The organism is Rhodococcus sp. IEGM 1302, from assembly GCF_030056935.1.
Classification (GTDB): Bacteria; Actinomycetota; Actinomycetes; order Mycobacteriales; family Mycobacteriaceae; genus Rhodococcus_F; species Rhodococcus_F qingshengii.
In genome coordinates this window covers 186140-206546 of record NZ_JASHKY010000004.1, presented here as the reverse complement: position 1 = coordinate 206546, position 20407 = coordinate 186140, and the positions used below count along the sequence as shown (strand labels likewise).

The 20407-nt window shown below is 62.0% G+C and carries 17 protein-coding genes; 7 read left to right on the top strand and 10 right to left on the bottom strand.

The genetic code is table 11. From position 1 onward, the window contains the following. Position 1 precedes the first annotated feature (1 nt). The gene (locus QM609_RS10060) at positions 2 to 937 is read right to left on the bottom strand and encodes an ABC transporter substrate-binding protein (protein ID WP_054188013.1); all 936 of its coding nucleotides are present in this window, start codon (positions 935 to 937) and stop codon (positions 2 to 4) included. Between the two features lie 277 nt (positions 938 to 1214). On the opposite strand from QM609_RS10060, the gene QM609_RS10055 reads away from it, so the two are divergent. From QM609_RS10055 to QM609_RS10045, 3 genes are all read left to right on the top strand, one after another. Beyond that, the gene (locus tag QM609_RS10055) at positions 1215 to 2039 is read left to right on the top strand and encodes a sucrase ferredoxin (RefSeq protein WP_228232457.1); all 825 of its coding nucleotides are present in this window, start codon (positions 1215 to 1217) and stop codon (positions 2037 to 2039) included. Positions 2040 to 2164: 125 nt separating this feature from the next. Further along, positions 2165 to 3442, top strand: a complete 1278-nt coding sequence (locus QM609_RS10050) for an acyl-CoA dehydrogenase family protein (RefSeq protein WP_007734440.1) — start codon at positions 2165 to 2167, stop codon at positions 3440 to 3442. Beyond that, positions 3439 to 4662 carry an acyl-CoA dehydrogenase family protein gene (locus tag QM609_RS10045; protein WP_054188015.1) on the top strand — a complete coding sequence of 408 codons (1224 nt, stop codon included), beginning with the start codon at positions 3439 to 3441 and terminating at the stop codon, positions 4660 to 4662. Before QM609_RS10050 ends, QM609_RS10045 begins: the two co-directional genes overlap by 4 nt. Positions 4663 to 4790: 128 nt before the next feature. Here the strand turns inward: QM609_RS10045 and QM609_RS10040 are convergent, their stop codons facing one another. Beyond that, on the bottom strand, positions 4791 to 6203 hold the full coding sequence (locus tag QM609_RS10040) for a C4-dicarboxylate transporter DctA (RefSeq protein WP_007734438.1): 1413 nt from the start codon (positions 6201 to 6203) through the stop codon (positions 4791 to 4793). A 119-nt stretch (positions 6204 to 6322) separates the two neighbouring features. Between QM609_RS10040 and QM609_RS10035 the strand changes: the two genes are divergently transcribed. Continuing rightward, positions 6323 to 7909 (top strand): sensor histidine kinase, encoded by a 1587-nt coding sequence (locus QM609_RS10035; RefSeq protein WP_007734437.1) that lies wholly within the window; start codon positions 6323 to 6325, stop codon positions 7907 to 7909. Next, the gene (locus QM609_RS10030; RefSeq protein WP_003945570.1) at positions 7906 to 8595 is read left to right on the top strand and encodes a response regulator; all 690 of its coding nucleotides are present in this window, start codon (positions 7906 to 7908) and stop codon (positions 8593 to 8595) included. The genes QM609_RS10035 and QM609_RS10030 overlap by 4 nt, the downstream gene beginning before the upstream one ends. 28 nt (positions 8596 to 8623) lie before the next feature. On the opposite strand, the gene QM609_RS10025 is transcribed toward QM609_RS10030, so the two are convergent. The 3 genes from QM609_RS10025 to QM609_RS10015 all read right to left on the bottom strand — a co-directional run bounded on the left by QM609_RS10025 (position 8624) and on the right by QM609_RS10015 (position 12818). After that, on the bottom strand, positions 8624 to 10738 hold the full coding sequence (locus QM609_RS10025) for a S9 family peptidase (RefSeq protein WP_054188016.1): 2115 nt from the start codon (positions 10736 to 10738) through the stop codon (positions 8624 to 8626). Next, positions 10735 to 11628 carry a phosphoribosylaminoimidazolesuccinocarboxamide synthase gene (locus QM609_RS10020; protein ID WP_003945463.1) on the bottom strand — a complete coding sequence of 298 codons (894 nt, stop codon included), beginning with the start codon at positions 11626 to 11628 and terminating at the stop codon, positions 10735 to 10737. The genes QM609_RS10025 and QM609_RS10020 overlap by 4 nt, the downstream gene beginning before the upstream one ends. Positions 11629 to 11783: 155 nt before the next feature. Further along, a complete protein-coding gene (locus QM609_RS10015) occupies positions 11784 to 12818 on the bottom strand; it encodes an ABC transporter substrate-binding protein (protein WP_080726727.1) in 1035 nt (344 codons plus the stop codon). Positions 12819 to 13068: 250 nt separating this feature from the next. On the opposite strand from QM609_RS10015, the gene QM609_RS10010 reads away from it, so the two are divergent. Then, on the top strand, positions 13069 to 14001 hold the full coding sequence (locus QM609_RS10010; RefSeq protein ID WP_054188017.1) for a tyrosine-protein phosphatase: 933 nt from the start codon (positions 13069 to 13071) through the stop codon (positions 13999 to 14001). Between the two features lie 96 nt (positions 14002 to 14097). On the opposite strand, the gene QM609_RS10005 is transcribed toward QM609_RS10010, so the two are convergent. From QM609_RS10005 to fepB, 3 genes are all read right to left on the bottom strand, one after another. Continuing rightward, positions 14098 to 14760, bottom strand: coding sequence for a response regulator transcription factor (locus tag QM609_RS10005; protein ID WP_054188034.1), 663 nt, complete (start codon positions 14758 to 14760; stop codon positions 14098 to 14100). Next, complete coding sequence (locus tag QM609_RS10000; protein ID WP_007734428.1) at positions 14757 to 16034, bottom strand: sensor histidine kinase; 1278 nt, start codon at positions 16032 to 16034, stop codon at positions 14757 to 14759. The genes QM609_RS10005 and QM609_RS10000 overlap by 4 nt, the downstream gene beginning before the upstream one ends. A 147-nt stretch (positions 16035 to 16181) precedes the next feature. Beyond that, on the bottom strand, positions 16182 to 17177 hold the full coding sequence (fepB, locus tag QM609_RS09995; RefSeq protein WP_054188018.1) for a Fe2+-enterobactin ABC transporter substrate-binding protein: 996 nt from the start codon (positions 17175 to 17177) through the stop codon (positions 16182 to 16184). Positions 17178 to 17243: 66 nt separating this feature from the next. Between fepB and fes the strand changes: the two genes are divergently transcribed. Further along, positions 17244 to 18479 carry an enterochelin esterase gene (gene fes / locus QM609_RS09990; protein ID WP_054188035.1) on the top strand — a complete coding sequence of 412 codons (1236 nt, stop codon included), beginning with the start codon at positions 17244 to 17246 and terminating at the stop codon, positions 18477 to 18479. A gap of 13 nt (positions 18480 to 18492) precedes the next feature. Here the strand turns inward: fes and QM609_RS09985 are convergent, their stop codons facing one another. Together QM609_RS09985 and QM609_RS09980 are read right to left on the bottom strand one after the other, a co-directional pair. After that, positions 18493 to 19881: a DUF1254 domain-containing protein gene (locus QM609_RS09985; protein ID WP_076948615.1), complete on the bottom strand. Its 1389-nt coding sequence runs from the start codon at positions 19879 to 19881 to the stop codon at positions 18493 to 18495. A 55-nt stretch (positions 19882 to 19936) separates the two neighbouring features. After that, complete coding sequence (locus QM609_RS09980; RefSeq protein WP_042920316.1) at positions 19937 to 20350, bottom strand: HIT family protein; 414 nt, start codon at positions 20348 to 20350, stop codon at positions 19937 to 19939. Positions 20351 to 20407 lie beyond the last annotated feature (57 nt).

Sequence of the window (20407 nt, the reverse complement as noted above, 5' to 3'; positions counted from 1 at the left end):
GCTAATTCGACGCTCCGAGAATGCGATCGAGGTCGTCCAGAACGGTGAGGCCGCCGAGCGGTCCGACGCCGGTGATCCAGTAGGACATGTCCACCAGATGCGGGTTCGGGAAGAATCCGGCGTTGTCTGCCACGGCCTTCGGCATCGTGCCGGCATCGGCCGGTTTCGCGGAGGTGACCAGGATGAGGTCGGCGTTGGCTCCGGAGACGAATTCCGGGGAGAGGTCGACGGAGATCGAGTTCTCCCAGTCGCGTGCGGGAATCGTGAGTCCAGCACATTCGAGAGTGCTTCCGGCAAACGACGTGGGTCCGTACAGCGTCAGAACGTCGTCGCGTGGGCGGATCAGCTGAGCGGTCTTGCCCTCGGTGCTGTGCTTGCTCGCCACCTCCTCGCAGCGTGCCGTGTAGTCACCGAGCAGTTCACCTGCCTGATCGGTCTTGTTCAACGCCTCTGCGACGAACTGGACGTTGTCCTGCCACGGATCGGTCTGAGTTGCCATGTAGACGGTCGGTGCGATGGCAGCGAGCTGCTCGTACAGATCACCGTGCCGCGATTCCGTTCCGATGATCAGGTCCGGGCTCAGTGCGACGATCTTCTCGAGGTTCGGTGCCGCGACGGTTCCGACCATCTCGATCTCCGCCGCCTTCTCACCGAGGTACGCCGGAACGCCGGTCGTCTCGCTGAGTACCGCGGTGCCCACGGGAATCACGCCCAGCGCTACCGACGTGTCGAGCTGAACCGGCTCGAGCACGACAACTCGCTGCGGATCCGTCGGTACGTCGGTAGTTCCACGGGCGTGGGTGACCGCGTGCACGGTGTCGGGCTGCATCCCCGGGTCATAAAGATCGTCACCGCCACAAGCAGTCGTCGTTGCCACTATGGCGGCGAGGACGAAACCACCCAGCATGTACCTCGTCCGCGAGTTACTGCGTTTCATTCACAAACTCCTGTTACCGACTGCTTCCGACCGTCACAGCCACGTGCATTCACCGCGGCTGAGCAAAGGATTCACCATCCAATAGTCTGGTGAGCCTAACCTACGAGACTGGAGCCTCATCATGTCTTCCCTCCCCTGCCACAGCGACGGTGTCCTGGGGAAAGGATCTATGCAGTGCCTTTCGGAATTTGTCGCCAATCCGCAAACCAGTCGACGCCCTCACGCCTGTACACGGCAGTCGTCGACCGCCGGCGAACCTATGGTCGGTCGCGCCGGAATGACACATCTGTGGGTATTGATCGAGCATCCCGGCCCCTGGCCGGCGTCCGCCCCTGACGACATTCTCCCCGTCGCGCTCACCGAAAAGATCTACGCAGCGCAGGGCCGTATCCGTGTCGTGGTGATCCGGCGGACCCGCAACCGCCGGGTGCTCACCCCGACGTGTGTACTCGCCTGGACGGACGGCACACGCCAATGGATGCGGGAAGGGGCGGTCGACCGATACGAGGACCTGTCGGTACTGCCGTTCGAATCGATGGCCGCCGGAGCGGAACCCGACTTCGGCCGCTCCCGCACGGAACCGCTCTTCGCAGTCTGCACGCATGGAAAGAAGGATGCGTGCTGCGCGGAACTCGGCCGCCCGGTCGTTTCGGCGCTGAACGCGGCACAGATCGCAGATGTGTGGGAATGCAGTCACATCGGCGGAGATCGTTTCGCGGCCAACATGATTGCGTGGCCTGCCGCAGTCTATTTCAGCCGACTGGACGGCAACTCCGCAATCGATACTGCCGAGAAATACCTAGCCGGAGAATTGGAGCTGCTGCACCTGCGCGGCCGGGCGGCACTGTCACAGGCCGCTCAGGCAGCCGAACATGCTGTCCGACGCGCCACCGACATCGTCGCCACGGACGCACTCGAGAGCATCAGCGAGAGTGTCGACGGAGAACACACGACTGTCGATCTTCGGTTGGAGGGGAGAGACTTTCGCGTCGTCGTTCGCTCCGGTCCTCCAGGGCTGCCGTTCCGACATGATTGTGGTGCCGGAGGGACCGTCGAATGGAGCGGATGGACCGTCGAGCACGTTCACGAGCAACCCCACTGACCACTCGATTTCGACAAGAGTGCCCGGCAGGCCATCGAACCGAGATTTGCGCGGACTGACAACACTTCGAATCAGGTCGCGATGAAGGATCGACGCCCCTGGTGTTTACAGCTTGCATTCTTCCCATGACCACCGCACTGACGCCGAATGCCGTACCCCGGTCTGCTGATCCGATCAAAAGTGAGGTCGACTACGAAACACTGGCAGAGAAATTCCGTCCGATCTTCGCGGACATCGCACAAGGCGTCGTCGAACGCGAACGCGATCACGTGCTTCCCTTCCAACAGATCGACGCGCTCAAGAATGCAGGCTTCGGCGCCGTTCGGGTGCCGACAACACACGGTGGATCGGGTGCGAGCATCCCGCAATTGATCCGCTTACTAGTCGAGCTGTCAAGCGCCGATTCCAATATCACCCAGGCCCTGCGCGGACATTTCGCGTTTGTCGAAGACCGACTGGTCGCCGACCCCGGCCCGGAGCGTGACATCTGGCTCCGACGCTTCGCGGAGGGACAGTTGGTCGGCAACGCATGGACCGAAATCGGCGACGTTGCATTGGGCGAAGCCAACACCAAGGTCTCGCCCGCACCCGATGCCGACCATTTCCTGGCGAACGGGGCAAAGTTCTACAGCACGGGTTCCATCTTCGCCGACTGGATCGACCTGTACTCGCAGCGCACCGACACCGGCGCATTCGTGATCGCGGCGGTCGAGGCGAGACAACCCGGTGTCACACACAGTGACGATTGGAACGGGTTCGGCCAGCAGACGACTGGCTCCGGTTCGTCCGTCTACGAGAACGCAATTGTACAGCCGGAGAACATCTTCGACTTCTCGACGCGATTCAAATACCAGACCGCGTTCTACCAATTGTTCCACCTCGCCACTCTCGCCGGCATCGCCAAGGCTGCTACGATCGAGATCTCTCGTCGAGTTGCCTCTCGTACTCGAACCTTCAGTCACGGCAACGCTCCGAGATACGCGCAGGATTCGCAGATCCAGCAAGTTGTCGGCGAGGTGTCCTCTGCTGCCTTTGCAGCCGAGGCCGTTGCACTGCACGCAGCACAGTCGTCCCAATGGGCTTACGAAGCCGCATTCTCCGGCTCGCCGGAGGAAGAGAAGGCCGCCAACATCGCAGCCGAAATCGATTCGGGGCGAGGGCAAGTCGCCTCGATCGGACTCGTCGTGCCGGCCACGGCCAAGATCTTCGACGCACTCGGTGCTTCCGGAGTCAGCCGCGACCTCGATCTCGATCGATTCTGGCGCAACGCCCGCACCGTCGCCAGCCACAATCCGGTCGTCTTCAAATCCAAAGTTGTCGGCGACTACGAAATCAACGGAACCGAACCGATTTACGTGTGGGCCATCGGGACCGCACCGACCGAAAAGGATGAACAGGCATGACCGTGACCAGTGAAACCGAAGTCTTCGTCGGCGTTCCCGACACATCCGAGGGCTGGATCGACCGGGCTCGCGAGGTGAGCAACATCCTTGCCGCCGACGCACTCGCCCGCGACCGAGCCGGCGAACCACCGTTCCGAGAAGTTCAGCTGCTCAAGGACAGTGGTCTTGTGACGCTCCTGGGCCCGGTCGAGTTCGGCGGCGGCGGGCAGCGATGGGAGACCGCCTACAAGGTGGTTCGGGAGATCGCCCGCGCCGACGGCTCCATCGGACAACTGCTCGGATACCACTATCTGTGGGCATGGGCAGCCAGATTGGTCGGAACCGATCCGCAGATCTCCGCTGTCGAGGAGCTGTACACGAGCAACCGATTCTTCTTCGGCGGCGCGGTCAACCCTCGAGACACCGACCTCACCGTCGCGGACCGCGGAGACACCCTGGTGTTCAACGGTGTGAAGTCGTTTTCCACCGGCGGCCGAGTCACCGACCTCACGGTGCTCGAAGGAATCATCGACGGAACTGCGACGCATGTGTTCGCAATCGTGCCGACTGCTCAGGACGGCATAGTCTTCCGCGGTGATTGGGACAATCTCGGGCAGCGCCTCACCGATTCCGGCAGTGTCGAGATCAACGACGTCGAGGTCGACTGGGCAAGTGCGGCAGGCTTTGTCGACAAGGAATTCCAACCTCTGGTCTACAACACCCTGAACTTCCCGGCGATCGAGATCGTGTTCGCCAACTTCTACCTCGGGATCGCTCGTGGCGCACTGGACACTGCCGCCGAGTACACCCGAACCCGTACGCGTCCATGGCCGTACGGCGGTGACAACCGCGAAATCGCAACCGACGAGTGGTACCTCCGTGAGGGCTACGGCGACTTGCAATCCAAGCTGTGGGCAGCGGAGGCCTTCGTGGATCAGGTCAGCCGTGAGGCCGACGCAGTGCTCCACGACGCTCGCGAAAACCTCACCGAGCAGGCTCGCGGCGACCTCGCCGTACGCATCGCGGCCGCAAAACTTCGCGCCGCCGACGTCTCCTTGGAGATCAGCAACAAGATCTTCGAACTGACCGGTGCCCGAGCCACGTCCAACGACGTCGGCCTGGACATCTACTGGCGCAACATCCGGACGCATACCCTTCACGATCCGCTCGCGTACAAGCGCCGTGAAGTCGGTAGTCGTTTTCTGACCGGCGAGATTCCCGAACCGACCTGGTACACCTAGCCACGAACAGAAAGAGACCGTCGCACGGTTGGTGCGGCGGTCTCTTTCATCGTTACGACCAGGATCACTGATCGTAGATCGGGTTCCGCGCCTGCAGCGCAGTCAAACGTTCAGCAGAGCGGACGTTTCTAGTGATGGCTCACGAACGACTGTTTGGTGCCGGTCGGAGCCGTTTCGAGCTTGTGCTGCTCTTCTTCGTCCTCGTCGTCGAGCATCGTGGCTTCGTTGAACGGAATCTTCCCGTCGAGTACCTCGACGACGCGTTCCTTGTCGATCGTCTTGGTCCAGGCGCCGACCAGGAGAGTCGCAACCGCATTGCCCGAGAAGTTGGTGATCGCTCGCGCTTCCGACATGAAGCGGTCGATTCCGACGATGAGTCCGACGCCGTCGAGAAGCTCGGGGCGATGGCTCTGCAGTCCGCCTGCCAGCGTGGCCAGACCGGCGCCGCTGACTCCGGCAGCGCCCTTGGAGGCGATGATCATGAACACCAGCAGCGAGAGCTGTTCACCGAAACCGAGTGGCTGTCCCATGGCGTCGGCGATGAAGATCGAGGCCATCGTCAGGTAGATCGCGGTGCCGTCGAGATTGAACGAGTAGCCCGTGGGAACGACGATGCCCACCGTGGTGCGCTCGACGCCTACGTGCTCCATCTTGGCGATCAGACGCGGCAGTGCCGATTCGGAGGACGACGTGGCGAAGATGAGCAGGTACTCACGGGCCAAGTACTTGACCAGCTTGAAGATGTTGAATCCGGTGACGGCGCGCAGCAGCGTTCCGAGAACACCGAAGACGAAAATCAGGCAGGTCAGGTAGAAGCCGATCATCAGGGTGCCGAGCTGGACGACGGCGTTCAAACCGGTCTGGCCGACGACGCTGGCGATGGCACCGAAAGCACCGATCGGGGCGAGCCAGAGGATCATCGTCAGGATCTTGAACACGAGCTTCTGGATGTATCCGACAGCCTTGAGGATCGGTTCACCCGACTTGCCGAGCGACTGGATCGCGAAGCCGACCAGAAGGGCGACGAACAGAGTCTGCAGCACGCTGCCGGCTGTGAGGGAGGACAGCATCGACGTCGGAATGATGGACGCGATGAAGTCCCAGGTACCGCCCGCGCTGTGGGCCTGATCTGCAAGCTTGGCCACGGAGGCCGCATTGGGCGTGATGTTCAGGCCACTGCCCGGGTTGAGCAGGTTGCCGACGCCCAGGCCGATCGCGAGTGCGATGGTGGACATCCCGATGAAGTAGGCGAGTGCGAGGCCGCCGACCTTGCCGACCTTGGCCGCCGCTCGAACCGAGCCGATGCCGAGCACGATGGTGCAGAAGATGACCGGGCTGATCATCATCTTGATCAGGCTGACGAACAACGTGCCGAGTACACCGACGGACTTACCGAACTCGGGTGCGAGCCAACCGACGAGGATGCCTCCGATGACCGCGACGATGACGCTCATGTAGAGCCAATGCGTCTTGTCGCGCTTTGCCTTGGTGCCCTCGGGCTGTGGGGAACCGTCTACTGTCCCTGTTGCCGTGCTGCTCATGGGGTGTCCTTTGGATCGGATATCTGTGAAGTGATCGGGATCACTTCGAGTCGTGGAGAATTCTTGTTGCAAACAGGTGGGCCCGGAAGTTTGTGTTCATTACGTTCAGGAGGCGCTCGATGGTCGAACGAAAGACCGGCCGACGTATGAGCGTCGCCAGGCAGATCCTGCTCCTGCAATTGGCGTTGTTGGCGCTGGTCATCGGTGTGGGAGCCGCGCTCGCAGTTGTCGACGAACGCCGAGACAGCGACGACGCGATCCGCAGGCAGGTGAGCTCGATAGCGCAGACTCTCGCCCTGTCGGATTCGACGGCGGCAGCCCTGACGAGTCCGGACCCGACCGCGATTCTGCAACCACAGACCGAGAAGATCCGACAGGCAACCGGCGTCGATTTCATCGTGGTGATGGCGCCTGATCGCACTCGGTTCACCCACACGAGCCCGGAGCTGATCGGTCAACTCTTCACCGGGAACATCGACCGCGCACTTGCCGGCGTGACCTTCACAGAGACGTACGCCGGGTCGCTGGGGCCGTCGATCCGCGCAGTCACTCCTGTCTACGATTCCGGCGGAACCTTGGTCGGTCTGGTTTCTGCCGGTGTCACCCGCGAGCAGATCAGCAAGCAGTTCGCCCAAAGTGTTCCGGTCATCCTGTTCGTTGCCGGCGGCGGTCTTCTTGCCGCCCTCCTGAGTTCACTTCTGGTGAGTCGGCGTATCCGGCGACAGACCCTGGGGATGGCGCCGGATGAACTGCGCACCATGTACGAACACCACGACGCCGTCCTGCACAGCATCGGTGAGGGTCTGGTGGTGATCGGGCGAGGCCGAAGCAGAGATGCGCGAGTGGATATCGTCAACGACGAAGCGCGTCGCCTCCTCGATCTACCGGACGGGCCCGTGCCACTTTCGTCCATCCCCGAGACCATGCGAGTCGACGACGCCTCTCCCGCGAAGGATCAAGTGCACCTAACCGACAAGCGTGTGCTGGTGGTCAACCAACACCCGGTTGAGTGGGAGGGCAACAGAATTGGCACCGTGCTGACAATTCGCGATCACACCGAATTGCAGAACGTACTCGGGGAATTGGATTCGGTACGCAGTTTTGCCGAGTCGCTTCGATCGCAAGCCCACGAGAGTGCAAATCGTCTGCACACGATCATCACGATGGTCGAGTTGGGCCGGAACGAAGACGCAGTGGCCTTCGCCACCAATGAATTGCGAGTGTCCCAACAGTTGATAGATCGTCTGATGAATGCGGTCCACGAGCCGGCGCTCGCCGCACTGCTGCTCGGGAAAATGAGTGAAGCGGCCGAACGCGGGGTCGACCTGACCATCACCGAAGACACCGCGCTCGGTCCGGTTCCTTCGCTCAATGCACGCGAGTTGGTCACGCTGGTCGGCAATCTCGTGGACAATGCTATTGACGCATCGCGCGCGAGCGAGTCTCCGTGGGTGGAAGTGACGGTAATGGAAGAGGATTCGATGATGGTTGTTGCCGTCGCCGACAGCGGCCCGGGAATGACACCCGAAGCACTCGAAAAGGCCAAGGGCCGTGGCTACTCCACAAAATCCGGCTCTCGCGGACTCGGTCTCGCACTGGTCTCTCAAGTTGTGAAACGGCACGGCGGCACGCTCACCAGCGAGCCGGCGATGGGCTCCATGCTGGTTGTCCGTATCCCGCTGCGCGAGGCGGAAGCACCGCGATGATCCGTGTGCTGATAGTCGACGACGAACCGTTGATCGCCCAGGCGCACCGTTCGTACGTCGAGCGTGTGCCGGAATTCGTGGTCCACGGCGTGGTTCATTCCGGGAACGCCGCCGTGCGTGCAGTTACGGCGGCCAACGCCACCGACCAGCCCATCGACCTGGTCCTGCTCGACATCGGGTTGCCCGACGCCAGCGGTCTCGACGTGGCTTCCGCCCTGGGCGGTTTGCGGCCCAGTCCGGACATCATCGCGGTTACCTCGGCGCGCGATCTGGAGGTGGTCCGAAGCGCCGTGGCTCGCGGGATCGTCCTCTATCTTCTCAAGCCGTTCACTTTCGCAGCATTCCGCGACAAGCTCGAGCGCTACCTCGAATATCGTGCAGCGCTTCCCGCTGGAGAGTCTGCGGTCAGTCAACACGACATCGACCGCGCGATGTCCGCGCTACGAACGTCCGACGATCGAGCAGCGGCACCGAAAGGCTTTGCGTCTCAAACACTCGGACTCGTCGCAGCGTCCGTCCGGGATTCGGAAGGTCCTGTGACCGCCGCCGAGGTGGCAGCATCGGTCGGCGTGTCCCGGGTGACAGCCTGGCGCTACCTGGAAAAGCTGGCAGACGACGGCATGCTCACCCGGGAGACCGAGTACGGGCGCGCTGGGCGCCCTCAGGTTCGTTACCGCAGAACCTGACAGTCACCGAACCTGATTGACACAGAAGCTAGTTCGCGCCCACGGTGTCCAACACCCAGGCGAACTCGAACGCGACCTCTTTCCACTTCTCGTACCGACCGCTGACACCGCCGTGTCCGGCGCTCATCTCGGTCTTGAGAAGTAGCGGAGCATCACCGGTCTTGGTGGCGCGCAGTTTTGCGACCCACTTGGCCGGCTCCACGTACAGAACACGGGTGTCGTTGATGCTCGTGATCGCAAGAATGGCGGGATAGTCCTTGGCTTCCACGTTCTCGTACGGGCTGTACGAGCGCATGTAGTCGTAGACGTCCTTGTTGTGCAGCGGATCTCCCCATTCGTCCCACTCGATGACCGTCAACGGCAGCGACGGATCGAGAATCGACGTCAACGGGTCGACAAACGGAACATTGGCGAGAATGCCGGCAAACAGTTCCGGAGCAAGGTTGGCGACAGCGCCCATCAGCAATCCACCTGCACTACCGCCGTCGGCAACCATCCGGTCGGCCGACGTGACACCGGTGTCGATCAAATGCTTTGCGCAAGAGACAAAATCGGTGAAGGTGTTCTTCTTGGTGAGCGTCTTGCCGTTTTCGTACCAGTGACGGCCCATCTCGCCGCCGCCGCGCACGTGTGCGACGACGAAGACGACACCGCGATCGAGCAACGACAAGCGGGCAACCGAGAACGACGGGTCGATGCTCGCCTCGTAGGAACCGTAGCCGTACAACAGCAGCGGCGCGGGACCTTCCGGCGCACCTACGCGCCTCACGATCGAGAGCGGAATGCGGGTTCCGTCGTCGGCTACTGCCCAGTCGCGACGCTGCTCGTAGTTACTCGCATCGAAGTCTCCGAGAACGGGCTGCGACTTACGCAGTGCCAGTTCACCACTGGCGACGTAGTAGTCGTACACCTGCCCGGGAGTGATGAATGAGGTGAATCCGAGCCGGATGGTGGGCTGCGCCCATTCCGGGTTGGACCCCATGCCGATGCTGAAGAGTTCTTCGTCGAAGTCGATCTCGTGGCGTTCGCCGTAGCCGTCATCCGTCAACGGCCACACGGCAACCCGAGTGAGCGCCTCGCGGCGGTAGCTCAGGACGAGGTGTCCGGCAAAGGCTTCGGCTTCTTCCAGACGAACGTCTGCGCTGTGCTCGATCAGCGTCGTCATGTTCGTCGGATCCGACACGGGAGCTTCCACCAACACGAAGTTCTCTGCCTTGATGCCGTCGACGACGTCGTTGTGGAGGATCAGGAAGCGGTCCTCTCCCCCGATCACGGCGTGCTCGGCCCCGTACTCGACGCCCTCGCGACGCGGGATGATGACGCGGAAGTCGCCTTCCGGGTTCGCCGATTCCAGCATCCAGCCTTCGCTGGTCACCTTGGAACCGACCCAGATCATCAGGTACTTCTCGCTGCGGGTGGACCCCACCGAAACCCAGTACCGTTCGTCGGGCTCGTGGAACACCGAAACATCTTGACTCTGCGGCGTTCCCAGCTTGTGACGCCACACCGTGTCCGGACGCCAGGAGTCGTCGACCGTCATGTAGAAGACGTGACTGTGGTCGATCGCCCAGGTGGCGCCAGGCGCGGTATCGGGAATCTCGTCGGCGAGCATCTCACCGGTCTCGAGGTTCTTGAACCGCAAGGTGTACCGCTCGTCGCCGACGATGTCCACCGAGTACGCGAGCAACGTGCCGTCCTCGCTGATGGAGAACGCGCCGAGCGAAAAGAACTCGTGCCCTTCGGCTTCGACGTTGCCGTCCATGAGGATCTGCTCGCCCGCCAGCTCGACGCCGGGCGTCAGGTCGGGCGGAGTCCAGTCGTCTTCACCGGCGATGGGGCACCGGCACTGGACGGTGTACGACTTGCCTTCCACGCTGCGCGAGTAGTACCACCACTTACCCATGCGAGTGGGCACCGACATGTCGGTTTCCTGCGTCCGCGACTTGATCTCCTGGAAGATCTTCTCGCGCAATGGCTCGAGCGCGGCCGTCTGCTCGTCGGTGTACGCGTTTTCGGCTTCGAGGTATGCGACTACCTCGGCGTTGTCCTTGTCCCGCAGCCACTCGTAGTCATCGACGAACGTGTGTCCGTGATGGGTACGTTCGGTGGGGACCTTCTTTGCGACCGGCGGGATCAGGCTCATGCGCTGGGACCGACCCAATCGTCGAAGGACAGACCGGAAATGCGCTCGTACGCCTCGATGTAGCGTGCCCGGGTCGCGTCGACGATCTCCTGCGGCAACGGCGGCGGTGTCGTGTCCGAGCTACGGTCCCAGCCGGATTCGGGGCTCGTGAGCCAGTCGCGCACGAACTGCTTGTCGAAACTGGGCTGCACCTTGCCCGCTTCGTAGCCTTCGAGAGGCCAGTAGCGCGACGAGTCGGGGGTGAGCACCTCGTCGGCGAGCACGAGGTTTCCAGCGGAGTCGAGACCGAATTCGAGCTTGGTGTCGGCAAGGATGATTCCGCGATCGGCTGCGAAGTTGGAGGCGCGGGCATAGACGTCGAGAGTGTCCTCGCGAAGCTGCACTGCCAGCTTCTGGCCGACCTTCTCCACTACCTGATCGAAGCTGATGTTCTCGTCGTGATCCCCGAGAGCCGCCTTGGACGCCGGGGTGAAGATCGGGTCGGGCAGACGCGACGCCTCGACGAGGCCCTCGGGCAACGCGACGCCGCACACTGCGCCGGTGTTGTTGTAGTCGACCAGGCCGGAGCCGGTGAGGAAGCCACGAACGACGCATTCGACGGGAACCATGTCGAGGGAGCGCACCACGAGAGCGCGGCCGAGAACCTCTTCCGGGATGCGATCGTCGTCGGGCTCGCCGGCCAGGTGGTTGGTGCCACCGAGGACGTTGAAGAAGAACACGCTCATCGCGGTGAGCACGCGACCCTTGTCCGGGATCGGCGTGCTGAGCACGTGGTCGTAGGCCGAGATCCGATCACTCGCGACAAGCAGCAGATGCTCGTCGTCGATCGTGTAAAGGTCACGGACCTTGCCACCGGCCAGATGAGTGTAGGAATCAAGTGTAGGACGCACCCGGTCACCCTATCGGGCGTTCGCAGTTCGTACAGAACCCCGGTAGCCGGGACAGGTAAGCGTCCTCGCCGATCGGAGAGCTGTCCGCCCTGCTCATCCGGATATGCAGGTGGCCCCTCGCCAGCAGGCGAGAGGCCACCGTCACAGTCGATGAACTACTGGTTTGCGGGCAGCTTCGACAGGCCCTCGTCGATCGAATCCAGCGTCAGAAGAGCCGTCTGATAGGTCGCGGCCAGCGAATGCTGGACCTGGACGACGTTGCCGGCCTTCACTGCGGGCAATTCCTTCCACAGCTCGGAATTGACCAGCTCCTGCAACTGCGGAGACATCGAGCCGTCGGCGTTGAGGCCGTAGACGATCACGTCGACATTTCCGAGATTTTCGCCGATCTTCTCGATGGATACCTGTTCGACGTGGATGTCGGCGGGGTCTGCGGGGGTGCCGGGGAACTGCAGTCCGAGTCCGTCGAAGAGATTGGTCGTGTACGAGGACGCGTACTCGCGTGAGAAGGTGCCGGCTTCCGGCTTGCAGACGTTGCACACGCCGCCGAAGGTCAGCGAGCCGAGCTTGTCCTTGTACTTCGCGGCCAGTTCGGCGGTTTTGGCGTCGTAGTCGTCCTTGAACTCGCCGTAGTTGCCGGAGACATTCGCGGCATCGGCGAACTGCTCGCCCAGCACTCGCCAATCAGCAGGAACCGTCGGTCCCAGGAAGACGACGGGAGCGGCCGCCTCGAGCTGCGCCATGTCCAGCTGGCTTTCGACTCGAGCGGGAACGCCCATGATGATCAGATCGGGCTCGGCAGCGACGATTCCCTCGTAGTTGAGCTGGGAGACGTTGCCGTCGGGCGCGACCTTCGGCAGAGCTTCGTAAGCGGCCTTGGTCTTGTCGTCCATGTTGCCGAGTTCACGGGTCCACTCACATACTGCTGCCAGGTTCGCTCCCGCCTGAATCAGCGGCAGAACTGCGTATCCGCAGGCCACGATCCGTTGCGGGTCGCTCGGGATCTCGATGGATCCGTTCTGTGCCTCGAAGACACGGGTCGGCGAGCTCGCGGCTGTCGTCGACGATTCGGACGACGCCTCCTCGGAGTTGCTGCAGCCGGCGACGCCGACCGCCAGCGCAGCTGCTGCGCCGATCACCACTGCGCGGCGAAACCGCGACAGACCTTGAACCCGCATGTTGAACTCCATCTGAACGCACCGGACTGCTCCGGAATTGATTTGGTGAGGCTAACCAATATCAGGGCACTGGACCTTTACACAAACACAGGTCCCGAGGAATGAACTGCGCCTCCCGAGCCGCCCACGCTCACAGCAGCACGCCTCCCACTGAGAGGGAGCAAAGCAAGATTCCTCTCGAATCGGACACGCGAACTCGCTACCTTGCCTTCGCGATACCTCATCGACTCGCCACTCTCTCCGCTCGACGAAGGGCTCACACATGTCCCGATCCACCCGTACCTGCTCACTACGGTCTGCCGCGGCCATTGCGTTGACCAGTAGCTTTCTCATCACCGGTTTCGGCGCCTCGATCGCGCAGGCCGAACCTGGCCCCTCGGCTCCGCTGTTCGGCTCGCTGGATTTCGGATCCAGCAACCTCGGCAGTTCCGAGCAGACCCCAGATGCGCCGCGGCTGACCGGGATCGACAATTTCCGCGACGTCGCAGGCACCGGCGCCGGATACTCGGGGACTTTCGGCCTGCCCGTGAACAAGGGAGTCTTCTACCGCGCGAACGCGATCACGCCCAAGGGCGATGACATGAGCAATCTCGAAAAGCTGGGACTGACAAAGGTTTACGATCTGCGCACTGAACCCGAGATCGCCAGTAAGCCCGATGTCTTGCCCGGCGGGGTTGCGTACGAGAACATTCCGATCCTGTCCGGGAACATCGCCGAGATGATCGCGAAGATCAAGTCCCCCGAGGACTCACGATCGATGATGCAGGACATGAACCGCGCATTCGTCACCGGAGCGACGGAGCGAGCCGGGTTCGCGCAGTTGCTCACGGGTCTCGCGGAAACCGAAGGTGCACAGGTCTTCCACTGCACCGCAGGCAAAGACCGCACCGGCTGGACGTCGTTTCTGCTGCTGAGTATCGCCGGTGTCGACCGCTCGGTGATCATGAACGACTACTTGCTGACCAACGAGTACACAGCCGAAGGCATGAAGGCCACGCGCGCGGGCATCGCGGCGAGCCTGGGCGAACAGATGGCCGTCAACATGGAGCCTCTGTTGGGTGTCGAGGCAAGCTATCTCGATGCCGGTCTCGCCCAGTTGGACCAGACCTACGGGTCGGTCGATCGGTACCTGACCGAGGGCCTGGGTCTGAGCCCGGCGACTGTCATGACGCTCAAAGCCAAACTGCTGGGCTGAGTGGCACGGATGCCCCGGGTTCGACGAGGGATCGGACCCGGGGCACGTGTACTTCTCTGCCCGTGCCGCGGCGGATGCGCCGCAGCGTCCCGTGCATCAGCGCGATACGGCGATCACGTTGTTTCGGTACGCCCAGATGACGATCTGCACACGGGTACGCACCTGCAGCTTCTTGCAGATGTTGCTGATGTGCGACTTCACCGTGCTCTGTTCGAGGCTGAGGGAATCTGCGATGTCGTTGTTTCCCAAGCCTTGTGACAGCAACTGCACCACATCCATCTCACGCGCACTGAGACCGTGATCCGATCCGGAGCGCGCCGTGGACATCGGTGCCGGCTTGCGCCTCGCGAACTCCACGATCAGTCTCGACGTCAATCTCGGCGAGAGCACCGAACCACCTTCGGCCACGGTCAACACTGCCGACGAGAGCTCTTCGGGATCGGCGTCTTTGAGCAAGAACCCTGCGGCACCGCTGTCGAGCGCCTCGAAAACGTACTCGTCGAGATCGAACGTGGTGATCACGATGACGCGGGTCCCGGGAAACTCGGCAAGGACCTCCCGGGTCGCAGTCAACCCGTCGCCGTGCGGCATTCGGATATCCATCAGCACGACGTCCGGACGCAGTGCACGCACCTGCTCGTACGCCTCGACTCCCGTCTTGGCATGCCCGACGACGTGAATCTCGGGGTGACCGGAGAGAAACAGCTCGAACCCCTGCCGTACCACCTGCTGGTCGTCTGCAATAAGGACATCGATCATGCGTTGATCCTCCCGTTCACCGGCACCAGTGCCTGCACAGCCCACTCACCTTCCGAATTCGGTCCGGCGTCCAGTTGACCACCCATGAGCGTCGCGCGTTCGCGCATTCCCACAATTCCGAGGTTTTGCCCGTCGGAGGCCGGGCGAGCATTCCCGAGAGTATTGACCACCCGTACCCTCACCGCACCGGCTTCTCGACTCAGACACACCTTGGACTCGCTACCCGGCGCATGGCGAAGGACGTTCGACAACGCCTCCTGCACGATGCGGTAACACGTCAACTGGACTCCGCTGTCCAGGTCGTCGAAGCGGCCGACCTTCTCCAACGAGATCGACGAGATGGTGCGCTTGCAGTCGTCCACCAACTCGTCGATGTCGGAGACCATGGGCGTCGGGAAATCGGGGTCTTCCTCACCCAGGCGAAGTATCCCCACGATCTGCCGCAAGCTGTTGAGGGCCCGCTGACCCTGCTCGATGACGCCCCCCAGAAGGGCTTGTGCTTGTTCGGGATTGCTCGAGAAGAACTTGTCGGCGGCACGAGCCTGGATGATCATGCCGGTCATGTGGTGGGCAGCGACATCGTGCAGTTCACGTGCCATGTCCTGCCGTTCGGCAACAACGGCATTCGCAATCTTGCGTTCGCGGTCCCGGTGCAGATCCGCTACTGCCTGACTGTTCTCCACTGCTTGTTTTCGCAGGCGCGCGACGATCTTTCCCATGGCTGCGACGACCAGAAAACTCGTGACGGTGTTTGCCGCCGGTTCGAGGAACAAGTGAGGCAACTCCCCCACCTGAACCTCGGCGACCGTCAGCCCGTCCCGTTCGGTGAGATACATCGCCAAGATCACGTCCATCGCCATTCCGAGGACCAGCAGTCCGACCAGGCGCATGCCTGTCACTCGGATGGACACTGCCATGATCGCGAACCAGAAAAGCGGCGTGGCCCCCAGCGATCGACTGCCGAGGAAGAGCATCAATCCGCCGGATCCTGCCAACGTCAGGAGGTAGTACGCGATCGGGTACCGCCGGCGCGCACACGCCACAACGGTCAACACCGTCAGGAAACCCATGATGCCGACGACGGTTCCCGGATCGCTCAGCACTCGATTGCTCGTCTCGGGTTCAGTCTTGAGACTGGCGAGACCGAACACCCACGGCACACTCAGCAGGCCGACGATCACGGCCGCCGTGGCCGGGTTGTTCAGGTTGAAACGTCCCCACCCTCGCGATGCCAGGGCTTGCCCCGGGGCATTCTGACCAGCCGAGTCGAACATCCACTCCCCATTCCGCATCCGATGATTGACGTTCATGGTGGCATGCGCGCACCACTTGGTCCCACATTCGGCGAACGTGAAGGGAATGTTCGATTCCCGGCTCCAACCAAAGCACTAGTTGAAGGTGAAAGGCCTAGTACTTATGGCTCAGCTGAACTGCTCGACCAACCGGTTCACCATGTTGGTTGCGCTGTAGTAGTCGAGACGGAAGGTGTCCAGACCCACGGCATAGACGTGGTGATCACGAATTGCCGGATGCTGGGCCAACAGTGGAAGTGCCTCGACCGCCTTCACCGCACCGTCGTCGGCGCTGACCAGGATCAGGGTGTTGCCCGAGATACCGTCGTAGAGGTTCTCCGCCGAGACCTGAATGATGTCCTTGCGCTTACCCATGGATTCACTGCTCTTCGCGGACTCGGGAATGTCGGCGACCGTGAAACCCATCGCCGTGAGCAACTTCGCCTGCCCCGACTCGTGCGTCCAGATGTTGGCACCGCTGCCGTCCTCGTAGTAGACCAGCGCAGTGGTCGGCTGTGGGGGAAGTGTGATCTTGGCCTTCGCGGCCTCTACTGCGCTGTCGAACTTCGCGACCGTGGCCGCCGCGTTGTCTTCGAGACCTGTCGCCTTACCCAGCACAGCGGCGACTTCCTGCCAACTACTTCCGCCGTAGTCCACCACGATTGTCGGCGCGATGGCCGTGAACTGTTCGTACAGATCGACGACGGAGTCACCTCCAGTTGCCGAGACGACGATCAGGTCCGGGTTCTGCGCCAGAACGGATTCCGCGTTCGCACCGCCCATCGGCAACACTGCAAGTCCGCGTTCTTCTGCTATGTCGCCCCACTGTGTGAACAACCCCTGCGCATCCGAGACGTCGGTGTTCGGTCCCGTCGATGCGGTAGCCACCACCGGAGCGTCGATCGACAACAGCGTGCCCGTCAGCGTCACACTGGTCGAGACGATCCTCTCCGGCTTCGACGTGATCTCCACCGGCCCCTTCGGCGTTTCCACGGTACGCGGCCAATTACCCTGCGATGCAGCTGAGTCAGCATCGGAATCGGCATCCGCAGAACTACAACCGACGAGGGCGAACCCTGCTACCAAGACTGCGGAGAGCACCTTCAGGGTGCGTGATTTTTTCATTGTGACGCCCACTGGCGGACCACTCCTCGAATTCAAAAGCCCATCAAATTAGGTTAGGCTGTGCTCATGCTAACTCAGGCGGTGACCGAATTGTCCGCTACCCTCGCAGCCTCGCCCGACATCGAGACGTCCTGGAATCGGATAGTGCAACAAGGAACGCCGATCATCGAAAGCATTGATACACAGACTGTTCGAGTTACGTTCCTCTGGCGTCAGCCCGAGGAGACCGAGGTCGAGCGCGTTTACCTGGATGCAAATTCGCTGACCGACCATCACGCAGAACAACTCAGCGTGATGCAGCGACTCGGCGACAGTCCGGTGTGGTTCTACACCGCCGAAGTCTCGAACACCTGGCGTAGTAGTTACAGCATCATCCCGGTACCGAAGTCCGTAGTCGACGAGTTCGACTATCCGGGAGCAGGCAAGGAAGACTCGACCCGCCGCACCCGCTGGTTGGGGTTGCTCGAGCACCGAATTGCCGACCCACTCAATCCGCTTTCCGCAGGTGTGGACACAAGGCGTTCCGTCGCCGAGATGCCCTTGGCGCCGGTCCAGTTCGGTTGGGATGCTCCAGTTTTCAGGAAGTCGGTACAGCTCACCTGGGCTAGTTCGACTTTGGACGTCGAGCGGCCGGTGTGGATCTACGAGACCGTGGACGACGGATTGACACCGCTCGAAGAACGGCCGCTCGTGATACTTCTCGACGGGCGCCACTGGGCCGAGGTCATGCCGGCAGGCGCCGCCTTCGATCGTGCGGTCCAGACCGGCAAACTGAAATCCTGCGTTCTGCTTGCCATCGATTCCGTTGACAATCAACGCCGTTCGCAGGAATTGCCGTGCAACCGCGACTACTGGAGTGCAGTCGTCGACGAACTGCTTCCGCAGGTGCGCGCCGTCACACCTTTCTCGTCTGATCGAACGCGAACGGTGGTCTCGGGGCAGAGCTTCGGCGGCCTGGCTTCGATGTTCGCAGCACTCGAATTCCCCGAACACTTCGCGCTGGTCGCCAGCGGGTCCGGTTCGTTCTGGTGGCCAACCGGCTTGAAGCGCGGGGAAGACGGCCCGCCGGGTGGAGACATAGCCGCACGGATCGAGCGCGACGGCGTACCGGACGGTTTACGCGTTGTCCTCGAAGTAGGTAAGCACGAGTCCGACATGGTCGGGCACAGCGCAGCGGTCGCACAGGCGCTGGAGGCCGCAGGAGCGCAAGTGTCGTGTCGGATCTTCGACGGCGGCCACGACTGGTTGTGCTGGCGCAGTGTCCTTCTGGACTCCGTTGTCGAACTGATCGGCAGTCCGTGAGACAGACCACGCTCTAGGCCGGCTCGATGTCACCAAGCTTCCAAGTCCGATCGAAATACGGTTCGAGCGGTCCGTAGAAGCGGAAGTACGAGAACCAGTGCTGACCCGCAATGGTCTGAACCCAATTGGGTTCCTTCCCTACCGGAGTTGTAGGTCCGTAGTAGAGATCCACCGAACCGTCCTCGTTGACAACAAGATCGGGATCTCGCGAGCCACGGTCGCCTCGGCCCTGCTGGTTGTCGACAAGGCAGCGTGTGTCGACCGAGTAGACCGTCGCGGACCAGAACAACTTTGCCGGGACATCGGCGGGTACGTGGAGTGTGTAACTCTTTCCTCCGTCCAACCAGTGCCCCTCGGCGTCGGCGTAGCTACCCAGATATGCCTGCCCGAGTCCGGGCGTCGTACTCTTCATCGCCTCGGAGAAGGTGACCGCCTCGTAGAACCACGACGCGCGTTCGTAGAACTCGTCGTAGTTGTCCCCTCGCTGAGCTGAGTTGTCCAGGACAATCGCCAAGTCCCACTGGCGATCCGGCCAGTAGCGCGAACCGGGGAAGCGTTTGACGAACGCATTCGCCTGGGCGAACACCTCCCCCACTTCGACGGCCCGTCGCAAGATCTTTCTCACTCGATCATCCGGGGCGAAGGGCTTGCCCTTCTCAATCCCCAGCTGCCGAAGCCACGCCATCGGGAAGCGGTCGCGCTCTTCGACAGGTTCGTCCTGCACGATGTCGTGCAGGAGTTCCCAGTATCGAAGGTCTCGCGGCTGAATTCCGCTCCAGGGCTTGCCGTCCGGTGAGACCAGACGCGTCGGAGTCGGATTCTCACGATCGGAGTACGGGTACACCCGGACGGCGTCGACCAACGCGTCCGAGCGCGCCGGGTCGGGATCGAGCGTGCGGAAGCCGAACATGATGTGCATCATCGGGGAGTGGACAACGGTGTAATCACCTGTGTCCTCGACACTCTGACCTGGGCCGACTACCAGGGTCTTGCCACCCTTGCCTGCATCGGGGCCCATCTCACCGAGCACCGCGAATTCTCGTTGCCAGAAATCTGCGATGCCCCCGGCGGTCGGCCCTGGCGGCAATTCGATCACCAACGGCCCCGTTGCACCGAGATCGAAAAAGTTCAAGATGTACGGAGTCGTCGCGTTGGCGGTGATCAGGCCTAGTCGGTCACGATATGAGCGGTAGACGACGATATCGGAGGCAGTTGCTCCGAAGATGTTGGTATGCACGTCCATCCACTGAGCCCAGGACACGATGGGTATGGCCCACAAGTACGCCTGCACTGCTGTTTGGAAGTCGAGCTCGTCGAAGACCGTTGCGATGGTTTCGCGAGCGGGAAGCTCTCCGTCCCTCGGGACAAGTCCGGAGGAATACGTCAGTTCGATGTCGGCCATACCCAGATGGTGCTGGGAGAAACCTCGGCGCGAATCACCCACACCGGGTGAACCTCTAGTTCAGTGCGCCTCGAATGACGGCAGCCGTGCTGTCGAGGATTGTCCGATTGGGCGTGCGAGGTAGGGCGCGCAGGCCGAAGCCGTCGCCGCGATTTCGCGGAATGACATGCAGATGAACATGGAAGACTTCCTGCCCCGCAACAGCTCCGTCGGAGAGGTGCAGATTCACTCCGTCGACGGGGAGAGATCCGGTACGCATCGCCGCGGCGATCTTCTGCGCGACGGCGAAGATCCTGGCACCGTCGTCGGGATCGAGCGTGGACAATCCACTGGCGTGGCGCTTCGGCACGACCAGGAGATGGCCGGATGTGAACGGCCGAATATCCATGAAGGCAAGGACATTCGCGTCGTCGTAGACGACGCTGGCCTCGGCCTCACCGGCGATGATGGAACAGAAGATGCAGTCCATGGTCTCCGACCCTGTGCGCCTTTTCGGTAGTGGTGACCACCGAAAAGGCGCACGGGG